Source organism: Stenotrophomonas sp. YJH_SMC_58, assembly GCF_059369635.1.
Genome location: NZ_JCAFSW010000011.1, coordinates 45,070 through 60,891 on the forward strand (window position 1 = coordinate 45,070; position 15,822 = coordinate 60,891).

Genomic DNA, 15,822 nt, shown 5'->3' on the forward strand with positions numbered 1-15,822 from the left:
CGGCATTCCGGTGGATCCACACCATGCGTGGATGGCGGTGAAGTGCCAACCAGGGTTGGCACCTACCAAACACCTTACGCCATGCCCGAGTGGCGCAGCAGCGCGTCGATCTGCGGCGCGCGCCCACGGAAGGCCTTGAAGTTCTCCGCCGCCGGGCGGCTGCCACCGCGCGACAGGATCTCATCGCGGAAGCGTGCACCGGTCTCGGCCAGTGCCTGCGGCGCTTCCTCGAACGCCGCATAGGCGTCGGCACTGAGCACTTCGGCCCACTTGTAGCTGTAGTAGCCGGCGGCGTAACCGCCCGCGAAGATGTGGCTGAACTGGTGCGGGAAGCGGTTCCAGGCCGGCGGATGGTTTACCGCCACCTCCGCACGCACGCGATCGAGCAGCGCCAGCACGCTGTCCTGCGCCGGTTCGAACTGGCTGTGCAACAGCATGTCGAACAGGCCGAACTCAAGCTGGCGCACGGTGGCCATGCCGCTGTGGAAGTTGCGCGCGGCCAGCATGCGCTCGTACAGCCCGCGCGGCAGCGGTTCGCCCGTGTCCACGTGCGCGGTCATGGCCTGCAGGTGCTCCCACTCCCAGCAGAAGTTCTCCATGAACTGGCTGGGCAGTTCCACTGCATCCCATTCCACGCCATTGATGCCGGCCACGCCCAGCTCACCAATGCGGGTCAGCAGCTGGTGCAGGCCATGGCCCATCTCATGGAACAGCGTGGTCACTTCGTTGTGGCTGAAGGTGGCCGGCTTGCCGTTGGCACCACGGCCGAAGTTGCACACCAGGTAGACCAGCGGCGTCTGTACGCTGCCGTCCGCGCGCACGCGACGGTTGCGGCAATCGTCCATCCACGCGCCACCACGCTTGCCCTCGCGCGCATACAGGTCCAGATAGAACTGGCCGACCAGCGCGCCCTGCGCATCGACCAGACGGAAGAAGCGCACGTCGTCATGCCACACCGGTGCGCTGTCCTCCTGCACGCGCAGGCCGTACAGCTGCTCGATCACCGAGAACAGGCCGCCCAGCACCTTCGGTTCGGTGAAGTACTGCTTCACCTCCTGTTCGGAATAGCTGTAACGGGCCTGCTTCAGGCGGTCGGCGGCGAACGCCAGGTCCCAGGCCTGCAGGCTGTCGATGCCCAGCTGCTCGCGTGCGAACTGCTCCAGGTCGGCGCGGTCCCTGGCCGCGAACGGCTTGGCGCGCGCGGCCAGGTCACGCAGGAAACCCAGCACTTCGGCCGGGTCCTGCGCCATCTTGGTCGCTACCGAATAATCGCCATACGAATCGAAGCCGAGCAGCGCGGCCAGTTCAGCGCGCAGGGCGAGGATCCGATCGATGTTGCCGCTGTTGTCCAGCGACTCATCGCCGAATTCGGACGCACGCTGTGCGCTGGCGCGGTACAGGATCTCGCGCAGGTCGCGGTCCTCGCCCCAGGTCTGCACCGGCAGGTAGCACGGCATCTGCAGGGTCAGTTTCCAGCCGGCCTTGCCGTCCTTCTGTGCTGCGGCACGCGCGGCGGCCTTCACGTCTTCCGGCAGGCCCTTCAGCCGCGCTTCGTCCTCGATGATCAGCGACCAGGCGTCGGTAGCGTCGAGCACGTTCTGCGAGAACTTCGCCGACAGCGCCGACAGTTCTTCCTTGATCGCCGCGAAGCGCTGCTGCGCCTCCGGCGCCAGCTCGGCACCACCGAGGCGGAAATCGCGCAGGGTGTTGTCCAGCACCTTGCGCTGGGCCGCGTCGAAGCGCGCCGCCTCGGCACTGGCGGCCAGCGTCTGGTACTGCCGGTACAACGCCAGGTTCTGGCCCAGCGCGCTGGCGAAGCGGGTCACCCGCGGCAGGTTGCTGTTGTAGGCCTCACGCAGTTCCGGGGTGTTGACCACGCCCTGCAGGTGGCCGACCAGACCCCAGGCGCGCCACAGGCGCTCGGTGGCGTCATCCAGCGGGGCAACGAAGGTCTGCCAGGTGACCGGCTGCACCTGCTCGGCGGCGCTGACGGCGGCTTCGGCCTCGGCCAGCAGCACGTCCAGCGCCGGCGCCACGTGCTCGGGGCGGATGGCCTCGAAGCGCGGCAGGCCGGAAAAATCGAGCAGGGGGTTGGCAACGGTCACGGCAGATCTCCAGGGTACGGGCCCGGCAGGCGGGCAGCATGCAGGATATGGCGCTGGCAGGCGGGGCTGACAAGGGGGCACGGCCCGGCATTCACGTCGGCCTTACGGTCGCGCACCGAAGCTCTGGCTGCGGGGGAGTCCGCAGCGGTACGCACCGAACGAGGCCCTACATGGAAGGTCTGGCTGCAGTTGCATCCGCCTCACCGGCCCGGTCACTGGCATTGTCCGCCAGCCCGGCCGAACTGACCTGGATCGCCGCATTGTGCGATGCCGGCGATGACGCCCCGCGCCATCTGCAGCAGTTGCAGGCAGTGCTGCAGCAGGGCGGCACGTTCAACGATGCGCAGGAGTGGTACCCGTTCGAGGTGATCGAACGCGGCGCCAGCCAGCTGCGGCTGGGCCATGAGCGCGAGTTCGTGATCTGCGTGCTGCTGTGGCTGCAGGCGCTGGCCCAGGGCCGAGCGAGCATCCTGGACCCGAGCCTGCATCTGGATGATCGCGCGATGGACATCGAGGCCTTGCCCGATGCACTGCGCGACGCGGTGCTGGACGCGTTCACTGCAGCGGGATATTGAGCCGCCCCGGCGACCGGGTAGAGTCGACGCACAGCCGGCCGTACGTTGCCGCGTTACAACGCTTCCAGGCTGCACCACGGCAATTCGGGCAGTCCCTGCCCGGCCACCGCCGCCGCCAGTTGCGCATCGGCGCCGTCGACGTCGATGCCCTGGCGCGCATACCACGACGGGTCGTAGTAGCTCTGTGCGTAGCGCTCGCCGCTGTCGCACAGGATGCTGACGATGCTGCCCTGATGGCCCGCCTCGCGCATCCACTGCGCCGCCTGCAGCACACCGATGAAGTTGGTGCCGGTGGAGCCACCGACACGGCGGCCCAGCTGGCGGCTGACATGGCGCATCGCGGCCAGGCTCAGCGCATCGGGCACCTTCACCATCGCATCGACACTGGTCGGGATGAAGCTCGCCTCTACCCGCGGCCGGCCGATGCCTTCCACGCGCGAGCCACCGCTGCAGGTCAGGCCGCGCCAGTCCTGCTCACCGGCCACGGCGGCTTTGTAGCCATCGAAGAACACCGACACTTCCGGGTCCGCACAGAGGATGCGGGTGTCATGCCGGCGATAGCTGACATAGCGCCCCAGCGTCGCTGCGGTACCGCCGGTACCGGGGCTGCACACGATCCATTCCGGAACCGGGCTGGGCTCCTCGGCCATCTGCTTGAAGATGGACTCGGCGATGTTGTTGTTGGCACGCCAGTCGGTGGCGCGCTCGGCATAGGTGAACTGGTCCATGAAGTGGCCGCCGGTTTCACGGGCCAGCTTTTCCGAATCACAGTTGAGGTCGCAGGCACGTTCGACCAGGTGGCAACGGCCGCCGTGGAACTCGATCGCGGCGATCTTTTCAGGCGAGGTGGAGGCCGGGATCACCGCAATGAACGGCAGGCCGAGCAGCCGCGCGAAATAGGCTTCGGACACGGCGGTCGAGCCGCTGGAGGCCTCGATCACCGGACGCCCTTCACGCAACCAGCCATTGGCCAGCGCATACAGGAACAGCGAGCGCGCCAGCCGGTGCTTCAGGCTGCCGGTGGGATGGCTCGACTCATCCTTCAGGTACAGGTCGATGCCCTCGAACCCTGGCAGCGCCAGCGGAATCAGGTGGGTATCGGCGGAACGGTTGAAATCAGCTTCGATCTTGCGGATGGCGGCAGCCACCCATTCACGCTGCGACATGGCGGGCAATCGTTGTCAGGACGGAACGGTGCGATCCGGCCATTGTACGTCGCAGTGCCGTCAGGTGCTGGCCGGTAGAATGGCGCCATCCGGCCGGCAACGGCCCTGTCTGAAGGACCTCCCCCATGACCATTCCCGCCCTGCGCGATGTTCCCGGCGTCGCCGCCCAGGCCCCGGCCGAAACCACCGGCTTCGTGTTCAACCACACCATGCTGCGCGTGAAGGACATTGCCGCTTCGCTGGACTTCTACACCCGCGTGCTCGGCTACCAGCTGATCGACAAGCGCGACTTCCCCGAGGCCCAGTTCAGCCTGTACTTCCTGGCCTACGTGCCCGCTGGCGCCACGGTGCCGGAAGATGACAAGGCCCGCCGCCTGTGGATGGCCGGGCTGCCGGGCGTGCTGGAACTGACCCACAACCACGGCACCGAAACCCAGGACGGCGCGGTCTACCACGACGGCAACAGTGACCCGCGCGGCTTCGGCCACATCTGCGTGTCGGTGCCGGATATCGAGGCCGCCTGCCAGCGCTTCGAGGATCTGGGCGTGACCTTCCAGAAGCGCCTGACCGACGGCCGCATGAAGAACCTGGCTTTCATCAAGGACCCGGACGGCTACTGGGTCGAGATCATCGCCAACGTCTGACCCGAAAAGGGGACGGAGGGGATTAAGTCGTTTCTGGCATTATTGGGCTGGAAGCGACTTAATCCCCTCCGTCCCCTTTTTCTGCGAGGTTCGTATGGAAACGATGGAACTGCACCGCGGCCGCCTGATCGACCACATCCAGCTGGTAGTGCGCGACATGGCGGCCAGTCGCCGCTTCTACCAGGCGGTGTTCGATACGATCGGCATCCCGATCGCCGGTGAAGGCGATGACTACTTCTGGGCCGATGAGCTGTTCATTTCCAGCGCCAGCAGCACGGCCGCCGCCGGCCAGCTGACCGGCCGCCACCATCTGGCCTTCCAGGCCCGCGACAGCGCAACCGTCGATGCCTTCCATACCGCCGCGATCGCCGCCGGCGGCACCGACAACGGCGCGCCCGGTGAACGCCCTTACCACCCGGGCTACTACGGCGCGTTCGTGCTCGACCCGGATGGCAACAACATCGAAGTGGTCTACCACGGCCCAGCCAACTACAGCGCCGACTCGGTGAAGGTCACTTTCTGAATTCACCGATGCCGTGAACGAAGAAGCCGGGCAATGCCCGGCTTCTCTGCTTCCAGCGCTGCAGCCCTCAGTGGGCGGCCATGTAGATGTCCTGCAGCACGGCCTTTTCCAGCTCCAGCTCGCCCAGCAGGTTCTTCACGATGTCGCCCAGGCTGAGGATGCCGACCAGACGAGTGCCTTCGGTGACCATCAGATGACGGCGCCGCGAGTACGTCATCAGCGACATGGCCTGCTTCAGGGTGGCCTCCGGGGCGATGCCCTCCAGGCCGGTGGACGGCAGGCTGGAAATCACCCGGCGGCCGGCCTGCGGGCCGTCGTCGGCCAGGGTACGCACGATGTCCTTCTCGGAAATGATGCCGACCGGGGCATCGTCCTTCATCACCACCAGTGCAGCGATCCTGTTCGCGCTCATCTTGTGGGCGGCGGCACCAATGGTGTCTTCGGCATCGATGGTGATGACAGCTTCTTTCTTGGATTGCAGGAGTTCGCGGACGTTCATTCTTGTTTCCTGGTGCAGGTCACTGAAGTCAAAAAGTGTGCTCTTCCGATACGCCCCCTCCCCGGGAACAGACCTTTCAGCGCACGTCTGGCGCACCCGGCTGCCGCTTGGAATGGATCGGCAGACGACGTGCTGCAACGCGAACGAGGTGGGTTCAACCGCTCAACCCGGACCTCGGTCAAATCGATTCTACGACTGCGACCATCGGTCACTACCGGCATCGATAGGACAGTTCGTCGTGGGAACCAACCGACGATCCAGAGAATGGCACCGCGGCTGAAACCGCCGCTGAATACACGCGATGCCACGCGTTAAAGATTGATTGCCTGCTGCCGACGGTGGACAGAACACCCTGTGACTGTCCCACTTGCCGCTGCCACCGGCACAAACGAAAGGGGGCCACACGGCCCCCTTCGCTTGCAACCTCCAACCGAGCTGACGGGTGTTACTCCACCGTCACGCTCTTGGCCAGGTTGCGCGGCTTGTCCACGTCGGTGCCACGTGCCAGCGCGGTGTGGTACGCCAGCAACTGCACCGGAATGGTATGCACGATCGGGCTGAGCACGCCGGCATGGCGCGGCGTACGAATCACGTGCACGCCTTCGGACTCGTTGAAGTTGCTGTCCTGGTCGGCGAACACGAACAGTTCACCGCCACGCGCACGCACTTCCTGCATGTTCGACTTCACCTTTTCCAGCAGGCTGTCGTTCGGCGCGATCACCACCACCGGCATGTCCTCGTCCACCAGCGCCAGCGGACCATGCTTCAGCTCGCCCGCCGGGTAGGCCTCGGCGTGGATGTAGGAGATTTCCTTGAGCTTGAGCGCGCCTTCCAGCGCGATCGGGTAGTGCAGGCCGCGGCCCAGGAACAGCGCGCTGCTCTTGCGCGCGAAGCGCTCGGCCCACGCAGCAATCTGCGGCTCCATGTTCAACGCGTGCTGCACGCTGCCCGGCAGGAAGCGCAGCTGCTCCAGGTAGTCCGCTTCCTGTGCCGCGTCGATGCGGCCATGCAGCTTGCCCAGCACCACGGTCAGCTGGAACAGTGCCGCCAGCTGGGTGGTGAAGGCCTTGGTCGATGCCACGCCGATCTCGGCACCGGCACGGGTGTAGCAGACCAGCTCGCTGGCACGCGGGATCGCGCTTTCCGGCACGTTGCAGATCGACAGCGTGTGCTTGTGGCCCAGCGACTTGGCGTACTTCAGCGCTTCCATCGTATCCAGCGTTTCGCCGGACTGGGAAATGGTCACGATCAGGTGCTTCGGATTCGCGTAGGCGGCGCGGTAGCGGTACTCGCTGGCGATCTCCACGCTGCACGGCAGGCCGGCGATGGCCTCGACCCAGTAGCGTGCAGTCAGGCCGGCGTAGTAGCTGGTACCGCAGGCGATGATCTGCACGCCCTCGATGCCCGACAACACGGCTTCGGCGTTCTTGCCGAACAGCTCGGCCGGGAAACCACCGGCATCGATCGCCGCCTCGATGGTGTCGCCCAGGGCGCGCGGCTGCTCGTGGATTTCCTTCTGCATGAAGTGGCGGTACGGGCCCAGCTCCAGCGATGCCAGCGATACGTCGGACAGATGCACGTCGCGCTCGACCGGCTGGTCGTGCTCGTCGAAGATGCGCACGCCATCGCGGCGGATTTCGGCGGTATCGCCTTCCTCCAGGAAAATCACCTTGCGGGTGGCCGAGATCACCGCCGAGACATCCGAAGCGACGAAGTTCTCGCCCTCGCCCAGGCCGATCAGCAGCGGGCAGCCCATGCGCGCGCAGACGAAGCGCTCCGGTTCGGCGCGGCTGACCACGGCCAGCGCATAGGCACCGGTCAGCTCCTTCACCGTGTGCTGCAGCGCCACCAGCAGGTCGTCGCCGCCTTTCAGGTGATGGTGGATCAGGTGCGCGATGACTTCGGTATCGGTCTGCGACTCGAACGTGTAGCCCATCGCGCGCAGCTTCTCGCGCTGCTCTTCGTGGTTCTCGATGATGCCGTTGTGCACCAGCGCCACGCCGTGGCTGATGTGCGGATGCGCGTTGGCCTCAGTGACACCGCCGTGGGTGGCCCAGCGGGTGTGGCCGATGCCCAGCACCGCATTGAAGCCCTCGGCCTCGGCCGCCGTGGCCATTTCCGACACTCGACCGGTACGGCGGACACGACGTACCTCGGGGCGCTCGGCGTGGTCGATCACCGCGATGCCCGAGGAGTCGTAACCACGGTACTCAAGCCGCTTCAGGCCCTCGATCAGTACCGGCACCACGTCGCGATCGGCGATTGCACCCACGATTCCACACATGTCACGCGTTTCCTTGAAGACGATCGGCGCATTCTAGCCCGCGTGTCCGGCTTCCCCCTCCTGTCCGCTTAATGAAAGTGTCCGGAAAGGTGTCCGCGGACACCCGGACACTTCATCGAACCTCCCAACTCATTGACCCGAAAGGAAATAGAGTTGGCACGCTACATGCTTGGTACTCACTACCACCGTCAGGCACGCACCCGATGATCCGCGACACTTCCGCACAGGACCAGATCGTTTCCTCCGCCCCGGCCGGCCGGCCCCGTGCAAACTGGCAGCGCTACCGCTGGCCTGCGCTGGGTGCCATCGCGCTGCTCGCTGGCATCGGCTGGGCAGTGCATGCCTGGTCCAATGCCAGCCGCTCCTTCGACAGCAGCCGCGTGCGCATCGCCGAAGTGAAACGTGGCGACCTGGTGCGCGACATCGCTGCCGACGGCCGCGTGATCGCCGCCAACAGCCCGATCCTGTATGCCATCTCCGCGGGCACCGTGGACCTGAAGGTGGTCGCCGGCGATGTGGTGAAGAAGGGGCAGGAGCTGGCGATCATCGACAGCCCGGAACTGCGCAGCAAGCTGGCCCAGGAACAGGCCACCCTGGCCGGCCTGGAAGCCGAGGCCAGCCGTGCCGCGCTGGACGCGACCCTGGCCCGTGCCAAGTCGCGCAAGGAAACCGACCAGGCCACGATCGAACGGCAGGCCGCCGACCGCGACCTGCAGCGCTACCAGCGCGGCTACGACGGCGGTGCGGTGCCGCAGATCGACCTGGCCAAGGCCAAGGACTCGCTGAAGAAGGCCGACATCACCCTGGCCAACGCCACCACCGACGCGCGCCTGCAGAGCCAGGGCGCCGACCTGGATGCCCGCAACAAGCGCCTGCTGGCCGACCGCCAGAAGGCCGTGGTGGCCGAAGTGCAGCGCCAGGTCGATGCACTGACCTTGCGCGCCCCGTTCGATGGCCAGGTCGGCCAGGTCCAGGCGGTGCAGTCCACCAACCTGGCCGCCAACGCGCCGGTACTGGGCGTGGTCGATCTATCCAAATTCGAGGTCGAGATCAAGGTGCCGGAAAGCTTCGCCCGCGACCTGGCGATCGGCATGCCGGCGCAGTTGACCGGCGGCAACGGCCAGCCGTTCGCGGGTGAGATCAGCGCGGTGTCGCCGGAAGTGGTCAACGGCGAGGTCAACGCCCGCGTGCGCTTCGCCAGCGCGCAGCCGGAAGGCCTGCGCCAGAGCCAGCGGATGTCGGTGCGCGTGCTGCTCGATACCCGCAAGAACGTGCTGAAGGTCGAGCGCGGCCCGTTCGTCGAACAGGGCAATGGCGTGGCCTACGTGATGGATGGCCGCACCGCCGTGCGCCGTCCGGTGGAACTGGGCGTCAGCAGCCTGGGCGAAGTGGAAATCAAGTCGGGTGTGCAGCCGGGCGACCGCATCGTGGTCTCCGGCAGCGACCTGTTCAAGGACGCCGAACGCGTCTCCGTCAACTGATACCTGAATCCTGGAGAGAGGACACCCCATGTACATGCTCGAAATGCGTTCGGTCGCCAAGGTCTTCCGCACCGAACAGGTGGAAACCCACGCGTTGCGCTCACTGGAACTGCAGGTCAAGGAAGGCGAGTTCGTCGCCGTCACCGGCCCGTCCGGCTCCGGCAAGACCACCTTCCTCAACATCGCCGGCCTGCTGGAAACCTTCACCAGTGGCACCTACATGCTCGACGGCCAGGACGTGAGCACGCTGGGCGACGATGCCCGCAGCCGCCTGCGCAACCAGAAGATCGGCTTCATCTTCCAGGGCTTCAACCTGATCCCCGACCTGAACCTGTTCGACAACGTCGACGTGCCGCTGCGCTACCGCAAGATGAGCGCCAACGAGCGCCGCGAGCGCATTGAAAGGGCGCTGACCCAGGTCGGTCTGGGCTCGCGCATGAAGCACTACCCGAATGAACTGTCCGGCGGCCAGCAGCAGCGTGCGGCGATCGCGCGTGCGCTGGCCGGCAGCCCGCGCCTGCTGCTGGCCGACGAACCGACCGGCAACCTGGATACGCAGATGGCGCGCGGCGTGATGGAACTGCTGGAAGAGATCAACGCCGCCGGCACCACCATCGTGATGGTTACCCACGACCCGGAACTGGCCGCACGTGCACAGCGCAACGTGCACATCGTCGATGGCCAGGTGACCGACCTGGTGCGCGAGCCGGTGCTGGCTACCCCGCCGCGCCACATCGTTGCCGTCAACGAGTGAGGGCACTCCCATGTTCGCCTACTACACCCGATTGGCGGTACGCAGCTTCCGCCGCAACAAGATCCTGACCGCACTGATGGTGGTCGCCATCGCGCTCGGCATCGGTGCCTCGATGACCACGCTGACGGTGTTCCACGTGCTATCCGGCGACCCGATTCCCGGCAAGAGCGACCAGCTGTTCTACGTGCAGGTCGATCCGCGCCCGCGCGGCGGCTATACCCCGGGTGAGGAGCCTGAGGAACAGATGACACGGCGCGACGCCGAGACCCTGCTGCGCGAGAAGCGCGGCATCCGCCAGGCGATGATGAGCGCGGGCGGCGGCACGGTGGAACCGGAGCTCAGCACGCTCAAGCCGTTCTCGGTGGATACGCGCTGGACGTCGGCCGATTTCTTCCCGATGTTCGACGTGCCGATGCAGTACGGGCGTGCCTGGAACAGCAGCGATGATGACAATCGCAGCCGGGTGGTGGTGCTGTCGAAAGCGATCAACGACAAGCTGTTCCAGGGTGCCGACAGCACCGGTCGCGAGATCCGCCTGAGTGGCCATTCACTGCGGGTGATCGGCGTGATGAAGAAGTGGAATCCCGAACCCCACTTCTTCGATCTGACCACCGGCAACTACGGCAAGGATGAAGACCTGCTGGTGCCGTTTTCCACTGCGATGGACCTGGAGTTCGGCAGCAACGGCAACATGAACTGCTTCGGCGAGAATCCGGATGGCAGCAGCAACTCGATCAACGCGCCCTGCAGCTGGATCCAGTACTGGGTGGAGCTGGATCCGGCCAAGGTCGAGGACTACCGCAGCTACCTGGCCAACTACTCGGACCAGCAGCGCGCAGCGGGCCGTTTCGAGCGCCCCACCAACGTGCGCCTGCGCCCGGTGATGGAGTGGTTGACGTTCAAGAATGCCGTGCCCAGCGACGTGCGCCTGCAGATGTGGCTGGCATTGGGCTTTCTCGGCGTCTGCCTGGTCAACACGGTGGGCCTGCTGCTGGCGAAGTTCCTGCGCCGCAGCGGCGAGATCGGCGTGCGCCGCGCCCTCGGTGCCAGCCGTGGGCAGATCTTCCTGCAATGCCTGGTTGAAGCCGGTGCGATCGGCGTTGCCGGCGGCGTGCTCGGCATCGGCCTGGCCCTGCTCGGCCTGTATGCGGTGCGCCAGCAACCCGTGGACTACGCGAGCCTGGCCCACCTGGACGGCAGCATGCTGCTGCTGGCCATTGGCCTGACCCTGTTCGCCAGCCTCGCCGCTGGTTTCCTGCCCGCCTGGCGCGCGATGCAGGTTACCCCGGCCATCCAGCTCAAGTCGCAGTAAGCACGAGTACGAGGACCTCCCATGGATATCCGCCCCATCCTCAGCACCCTGCGCCGGCACAAGACAGCCGCCGCCCTGATCGTGCTGGAAGTCGCCCTGACCTGCGCCATCGTCTGCAATGCCCTGTTCCTGGTCACCCAGCGCGTTGAACGGATCAGCCAGACCAGCGGCCTGGCCGAGAACGAGCTGGTGTTCGTCCGGGTCAGCGGCATCGGCAAGCAGACCAATGGCCAGGCCCGCACCCAGGAGGACCTGTCCGCCCTGCGCGCCGTTCCCGGGGTCACCGCCGCCGCGAAGGTCAACCAGCTGCCGTTCCGCCCGAACTCCTCCAATACCAGCGTTTCGCTGAAGCAGGAACAGGAACGTCCGACCGCCTTCGTCACCATGTACATGTTCGGCGAAGGTGGACTGTCCACGCTTGGACTGCAGCTGACCGCCGGCCGCGACTTCCAGCCCGGTGAATACAGCAACGTCGAGGATGCACAGAAGAACGCCTCCACCAATACCGCCTCCTCGGTGATCATCAGCCGCACGCTCGCCGACAGGCTGTACCCCGGCGAGAACGCACTGGGCAAGACGTTCTACATGGGCAAGCAGCCACTGCACGTGGTGGGTATTGTCGCGTCATTGGCCACGCCCACCGATTACAACAACAACACCACGCTGTCGATGGTGCTGCCTGTGCGGACCGATTTCACCCAGGGCCCGTACGTCCTGCGCACCGCTCCGGAACGGCGCGAGGAAGTACTCAAGGGCGCGATCGCCGCGCTTGAACGCAACGACCCCAACCGGCTGGTGCGCGAGAAGCTGACCTATGAGGCGCAGCGCAATGACTACTTCAAGAACGACAGGGCCATGGTCGGGCTGCTGATCACGGTGTGCATCTCGCTGCTGGTGGTCACCGCACTGGGCATCATCGGCCTGGCCAGCTTCTGGGTGCAGCAGCGCAGCAAGCAGATTGGTATCCGTCGCGCGCTCGGCGCGACGCGTGGGCAGATCCTGCGCTACTTCCAGACCGAGAACTTCCTGCTGGCCACGCTGGGCATCGTGCTAGGCATGCTGGCCGCCTATGCGATCAACCTGGCACTGATGAACATGTACGAGCTGCCGCGCATGCCGCTGCACTACCTGCCGCTGGGCGCACTGCTGCTGTGGGTGCTTGGCCAGATCGCGGTGTTCGGGCCGGCCCGGCGCGCGGCAGCGGTACCGCCTGCGGTTGCCACGCGGGGCGCATGAGATGCGTATCCGCTGGATGCTGATGATGATGCTCCTGCCACTGCCGGCACTGGCCGGCGGTGGCAGCTCGCAGACACTGGAGTGGCGCCAGGACGATGCGCGCCTGGCATTGCGTTCGAGCGAAGGCCAGGTGCGCGTGGAAGCCGCCGGCCCGGAAGCCCGCTTCGGCGTGCGCAGCGGCGATCGCATCCTGCGGGTGGATGACACCACCGTACGCAGGATCGAGCATCTTGCCGAGGCCCTGCGGCGTTCAAGCGCCGCCAGGGCCTATCTCCTGCTGCAGCGCGACAGGCAGGAACTGACGGTCGCGGTGGACGCCGCTGCCTGGCGCAGGGCGCTGGTCGCTCCGCCTCCGCCAGCACCGCCACCGCCGCCGCCCCGGCGCTGAGCCCGCCGCCCCGACGGCCACAGGTTTGGCTATGCTTGATGGGTGGCGTCGGGCTCTCCCGGTGCGTGGACACGAACGGCTCCATCGGCGCCGCCCATCCCTTTCTGCAGAACCGCTTGATGCCTGCGATCCTGATCATCGACGACAACGCCAGCGTGGGTACTGCGCTGGACGTGCTGTTCTCCCTGCACGACATCGACACCCTGCAGGCGCACACGCCCGCCGATGGGCTGGCCCTGCTCGAGTCGCAGCCGGTCGATCTGGTGATCCAGGACATGAACTTCAGCGAGGACACCACCTCCGGTGAGGAGGGCGAAGCGTTGTTCGCGCAGATCCGTGCGCGCCATCCGGACCTGCCGGTGATCCTGCTGACCGCCTGGACCCACCTGAGCAGTGCAGTGGACCTGGTCAAGGCCGGTGCGGCCGACTACCTGGCCAAGCCCTGGGACGACCGCAAGCTGATGACCACGGTCAACAACCTGCTGGAACTGTCCGAGGCACGCCGCGAACTGGACCGGCGCCGCAGCCGTGAACTGCACCAGCGCAACGCGCTGGAAGAGAAGTACGACCTGTGCGGCGCGGTCTTCGCCGACCCCGCCAGCGAGCGCGTCATCGCCCTCGCCTGCCAGGTCGCACGCTCGGAACTGCCGGTACTGATCACCGGCGCGAATGGTGCCGGCAAGGAGAAGATCGCGCAGATCATCCAGGCCAATTCGCTGGTGGCCAAGGGCCCGTTCGTGGCGGTCAACTGTGGCGCGTTGCCCTCGGAACTGATCGAAGCCGAACTGTTCGGTGCCGAGGCCGGTGCGTATACCGGCGCCAACAAGGCGCGCGAAGGCAAGTTCGAGGCCGCCGATGGTGGCACCCTGTTCCTGGATGAGATCGGCAACCTGTCGCTCGGCGGGCAGATGAAGCTGCTGCGCGTGCTAGAAACCGGCCGCTTCGAGCGCCTGGGTTCCAACCGCGAGCGCCAGGTCAAGGTCCGCGTGGTCAGCGCGACCAATGCCGACCTGCCGGCGATGATCCGCGACGGTACCTTCCGCGAAGATCTCTATTACCGCCTCAACACGGTGGAACTGGTGCTGCCGCCGCTGGCCGACCGCCCGGGCGACATCGTGCCGCTGGCCGAGCGATTCCTGACCGCTGGCAAGCCGCTGTCCAGCGCCGCCACCGCAGCACTGCAGCGGCACCCCTGGCCAGGCAACGTGCGCGAGCTGCGCAACGTGATCCAGCGTGCCGAACTGCTGGCCACCGGCAACCGCATCGAAGTGGCCGATCTCAACCTGCCGCGCGCAGCCGTCGTACCACGACCGGCACCCAGCGCAGGCAATGATCCCGACCGCGCACGCATCGAGGATGTGCTGGCACGCAACCATGGCGTCATCGCCCAGGCTGCCGCCGAGCTCGGCCTGAGCCGCCAGGCGCTGTACCGGCGCATGGACCGCCACGGTATTCCACGCGAATGAAGCGGCGCTCGTTCACTTTCCGCCTGTTCCTGCGCCTGCTGCCGGTGCTGGCACTGGCTGCGGCACTTCCGTGGCTGCTGGCCTACTGGATGGACCATGGCTGGGTGGTGACCACGGTGTCGGCGCTGATCCTGCTGTCGCTGATGTGGTGGACGCTGCGTCGGGCCACCGCCCCGGTGCGGTCACTGATGCGGGCCCTGGCGGGCACCACCAGCAGCTATCGCGACGGCGAATACAACTTCGGCGTGCACTGGCCCGGCAATGACGAGCTCGGCGACCTGGTGCAGGCACACCGGGAACTGGGTGATGTACTGCGTGAGCAGCGGCAGGGCCTGGTGCAACGTGAGCTGCTGCTGGACACCATGGTGCAGAACACGCCGGTTGCGATGCTGTTGATCGCCTCCGGCGGTGATGGCATCGCCCGCGTGGTGTTCTCCAACCTGGCCGCGCGCAAGCTGCTGCACGGCGGCTGGAAGCTGGAAGGCCAACGCCTGGAAGACGTGCTGGAACAGGTGCCGGTGGAACTGCGCGATGCCATCGCCCGTGGCGGTGACAGCCTGTTCGCGGTGCACGCCGAAGGCGAGGATGGTGACGAGGACGACGAGCAGGTCTACCACCTCTCGCGGCGTGCGTTCCAGCTCAACGGCCGCCCACACGACCTGCTGCTGGTGCGCCTGTTGACCGCCGAACTGCGCCGCCAGGAAGTGCAGACCTGGAAGAAGGTGATCCGGGTAATCAGCCACGAGCTCAACAACTCACTGGCGCCGATTGCTTCGCTCGCCCATTCCGGCGGCGTGCTGGTGCAGCGTGAACGCTTTGACCGGCTGCCCGAGATCTTCACCACCATCGAGGACCGCGCACGCCACCTGGAAGGCTTCATCCGTGGCTATGCGCGCTTTGCCAAGCTGCCACAGCCGCAGCTGCAGACCGTGCACTGGGCGCCGTTCCTGTCCAGCCTGCGCCAGCAGATCCCGTTCGGCATGGAACGTGAGCCGGACGAGGAGCTGAGCAGCCGCATCGACATCGCGCAGTTCGGGCAGGCGTTGTTGAACCTGCTGAAGAATGCGCACGAAGCCTGCGCTGAAGCCGAGCCGCCCAACGACGATGTGCAGGTACAGCTGACCCGGCTGCCGCAGTGGCTGCGCCTGGACGTGCTTGACCGCGGCAAGGGCATGAACGAGCAGGTGCTGCAGAACGCACTGATGCCGTTCTATTCGACCAAGCGCAATGGCACCGGGCTGGGGCTGGCGCTGACGCGGGAGATCGTGGAGGCCCACGGCGGACGGGTGTCACTGCAGAACCGCGGCGATGGCGGGTTGTGCGTGTCGATCCTGCTGCCGGTGGGTTGAGCGGACCGATCGGGTAGATCCACGCGATGCGTGGATATGC

General features: G+C 66.3%; 14 protein-coding genes. 10 read left to right on the top strand and 4 right to left on the bottom strand.

What is annotated here, in order from left to right:
* Nucleotides 1-74: 74 nt before the first annotated feature.
* Nucleotides 75-2,105, bottom strand: coding sequence for a M3 family metallopeptidase (locus tag AC5P68_RS14740; protein ID WP_049454987.1), 2,031 nt, complete (start codon nucleotides 2,103-2,105; stop codon nucleotides 75-77).
* A gap of 170 nt (nucleotides 2,106-2,275) precedes the next feature.
* Between AC5P68_RS14740 and AC5P68_RS14745 the strand changes: the two genes are divergently transcribed.
* Nucleotides 2,276-2,680 carry a hypothetical protein gene (locus AC5P68_RS14745; RefSeq protein WP_005411111.1) on the top strand — a complete coding sequence of 135 codons (405 nt, stop codon included), beginning with the start codon at nucleotides 2,276-2,278 and terminating at the stop codon, nucleotides 2,678-2,680.
* A gap of 53 nt (nucleotides 2,681-2,733) precedes the next feature.
* On the opposite strand, the gene AC5P68_RS14750 is transcribed toward AC5P68_RS14745, so the two are convergent.
* A complete protein-coding gene (locus AC5P68_RS14750; protein WP_005411112.1) occupies nucleotides 2,734-3,846 on the bottom strand; it encodes a PLP-dependent cysteine synthase family protein in 1,113 nt (370 codons plus the stop codon).
* A gap of 125 nt (nucleotides 3,847-3,971) precedes the next feature.
* Here AC5P68_RS14750 and gloA point away from each other — a divergent pair, with 125 nt between their 5' ends.
* Complete coding sequence (gene gloA, locus AC5P68_RS14755) at nucleotides 3,972-4,490, top strand: lactoylglutathione lyase (protein ID WP_049404088.1); 519 nt, start codon at nucleotides 3,972-3,974, stop codon at nucleotides 4,488-4,490.
* Nucleotides 4,491-4,584: 94 nt separating this feature from the next.
* Nucleotides 4,585-5,013 carry a VOC family protein gene (locus AC5P68_RS14760; RefSeq protein ID WP_049404090.1) on the top strand — a complete coding sequence of 143 codons (429 nt, stop codon included), beginning with the start codon at nucleotides 4,585-4,587 and terminating at the stop codon, nucleotides 5,011-5,013.
* 67 nt (nucleotides 5,014-5,080) lie between these two features.
* On the opposite strand, the gene AC5P68_RS14765 is transcribed toward AC5P68_RS14760, so the two are convergent.
* Both AC5P68_RS14765 and glmS read right to left on the bottom strand, forming a co-directional pair.
* Nucleotides 5,081-5,512: a CBS domain-containing protein gene (locus AC5P68_RS14765; RefSeq protein WP_005411115.1), complete on the bottom strand. Its 432-nt coding sequence runs from the start codon at nucleotides 5,510-5,512 to the stop codon at nucleotides 5,081-5,083.
* A 445-nt stretch (nucleotides 5,513-5,957) separates the two neighbouring features.
* On the bottom strand, nucleotides 5,958-7,796 hold the full coding sequence (gene glmS / locus AC5P68_RS14770) for a glutamine--fructose-6-phosphate transaminase (isomerizing) (protein ID WP_049404092.1): 1,839 nt from the start codon (nucleotides 7,794-7,796) through the stop codon (nucleotides 5,958-5,960).
* Nucleotides 7,797-7,999: 203 nt separating this feature from the next.
* Here glmS and AC5P68_RS14775 point away from each other — a divergent pair, with 203 nt between their 5' ends.
* The 7 genes from AC5P68_RS14775 to AC5P68_RS14805 all read left to right on the top strand — a co-directional run bounded on the left by AC5P68_RS14775 (nucleotide 8,000) and on the right by AC5P68_RS14805 (nucleotide 15,782).
* Nucleotides 8,000-9,277: an efflux RND transporter periplasmic adaptor subunit gene (locus tag AC5P68_RS14775; protein WP_049433164.1), complete on the top strand. Its 1,278-nt coding sequence runs from the start codon at nucleotides 8,000-8,002 to the stop codon at nucleotides 9,275-9,277.
* A gap of 28 nt (nucleotides 9,278-9,305) precedes the next feature.
* Nucleotides 9,306-10,031, top strand: coding sequence for an ABC transporter ATP-binding protein (locus AC5P68_RS14780; protein ID WP_049433163.1), 726 nt, complete (start codon nucleotides 9,306-9,308; stop codon nucleotides 10,029-10,031).
* A 10-nt stretch (nucleotides 10,032-10,041) separates the two neighbouring features.
* A complete protein-coding gene (locus tag AC5P68_RS14785) occupies nucleotides 10,042-11,343 on the top strand; it encodes an ABC transporter permease (protein WP_014648485.1) in 1,302 nt (433 codons plus the stop codon).
* A gap of 21 nt (nucleotides 11,344-11,364) precedes the next feature.
* Complete coding sequence (locus tag AC5P68_RS14790; protein ID WP_053495318.1) at nucleotides 11,365-12,579, top strand: ABC transporter permease; 1,215 nt, start codon at nucleotides 11,365-11,367, stop codon at nucleotides 12,577-12,579.
* Between the two features lie 16 nt (nucleotides 12,580-12,595).
* On the top strand, nucleotides 12,596-12,967 hold the full coding sequence (locus AC5P68_RS14795; RefSeq protein WP_014648487.1) for a PDZ domain-containing protein: 372 nt from the start codon (nucleotides 12,596-12,598) through the stop codon (nucleotides 12,965-12,967).
* A gap of 119 nt (nucleotides 12,968-13,086) precedes the next feature.
* A complete protein-coding gene (locus AC5P68_RS14800; RefSeq protein ID WP_049433173.1) occupies nucleotides 13,087-14,433 on the top strand; it encodes a sigma-54-dependent transcriptional regulator in 1,347 nt (448 codons plus the stop codon).
* Nucleotides 14,430-15,782, top strand: coding sequence for a sensor histidine kinase (locus AC5P68_RS14805; protein ID WP_005414539.1), 1,353 nt, complete (start codon nucleotides 14,430-14,432; stop codon nucleotides 15,780-15,782). The genes AC5P68_RS14800 and AC5P68_RS14805 overlap by 4 nt, the downstream gene beginning before the upstream one ends.
* The last annotated feature ends 40 nt before the right edge of the window (nucleotides 15,783-15,822 follow it).

Excerpts from the sequence above, each read along its gene's own strand:
- AC5P68_RS14745 (WP_005411111.1), top strand. The coding sequence starts at position 2,276 with ATGGAAGGTCTGGCTGCAGTTGCATCCGCCTCACCGGCCCGGTCACTG.
- AC5P68_RS14805 (WP_005414539.1), top strand. The coding sequence starts at position 14,430 with ATGAAGCGGCGCTCGTTCACTTTCCGCCTGTTCCTGCGCCTGCTGCCG.
- AC5P68_RS14750 (WP_005411112.1), bottom strand. The coding sequence starts at position 3,846 with ATGTCGCAGCGTGAATGGGTGGCTGCCGCCATCCGCAAGATCGAAGCT.
- AC5P68_RS14800 (WP_049433173.1), top strand. The coding sequence starts at position 13,087 with ATGCCTGCGATCCTGATCATCGACGACAACGCCAGCGTGGGTACTGCG.
- AC5P68_RS14775 (WP_049433164.1), top strand. The coding sequence starts at position 8,000 with ATGATCCGCGACACTTCCGCACAGGACCAGATCGTTTCCTCCGCCCCG.
- gloA (WP_049404088.1), top strand. The coding sequence starts at position 3,972 with ATGACCATTCCCGCCCTGCGCGATGTTCCCGGCGTCGCCGCCCAGGCC.
- AC5P68_RS14760 (WP_049404090.1), top strand. The coding sequence starts at position 4,585 with ATGGAAACGATGGAACTGCACCGCGGCCGCCTGATCGACCACATCCAG.
- AC5P68_RS14795 (WP_014648487.1), top strand. The coding sequence starts at position 12,596 with ATGCTGATGATGATGCTCCTGCCACTGCCGGCACTGGCCGGCGGTGGC.
- AC5P68_RS14785 (WP_014648485.1), top strand. The coding sequence starts at position 10,042 with ATGTTCGCCTACTACACCCGATTGGCGGTACGCAGCTTCCGCCGCAAC.
- AC5P68_RS14790 (WP_053495318.1), top strand. The coding sequence starts at position 11,365 with ATGGATATCCGCCCCATCCTCAGCACCCTGCGCCGGCACAAGACAGCC.
- glmS (WP_049404092.1), bottom strand. The coding sequence starts at position 7,796 with ATGTGTGGAATCGTGGGTGCAATCGCCGATCGCGACGTGGTGCCGGTA.
- AC5P68_RS14765 (WP_005411115.1), bottom strand. The coding sequence starts at position 5,512 with ATGAACGTCCGCGAACTCCTGCAATCCAAGAAAGAAGCTGTCATCACC.
- AC5P68_RS14780 (WP_049433163.1), top strand. The coding sequence starts at position 9,306 with ATGTACATGCTCGAAATGCGTTCGGTCGCCAAGGTCTTCCGCACCGAA.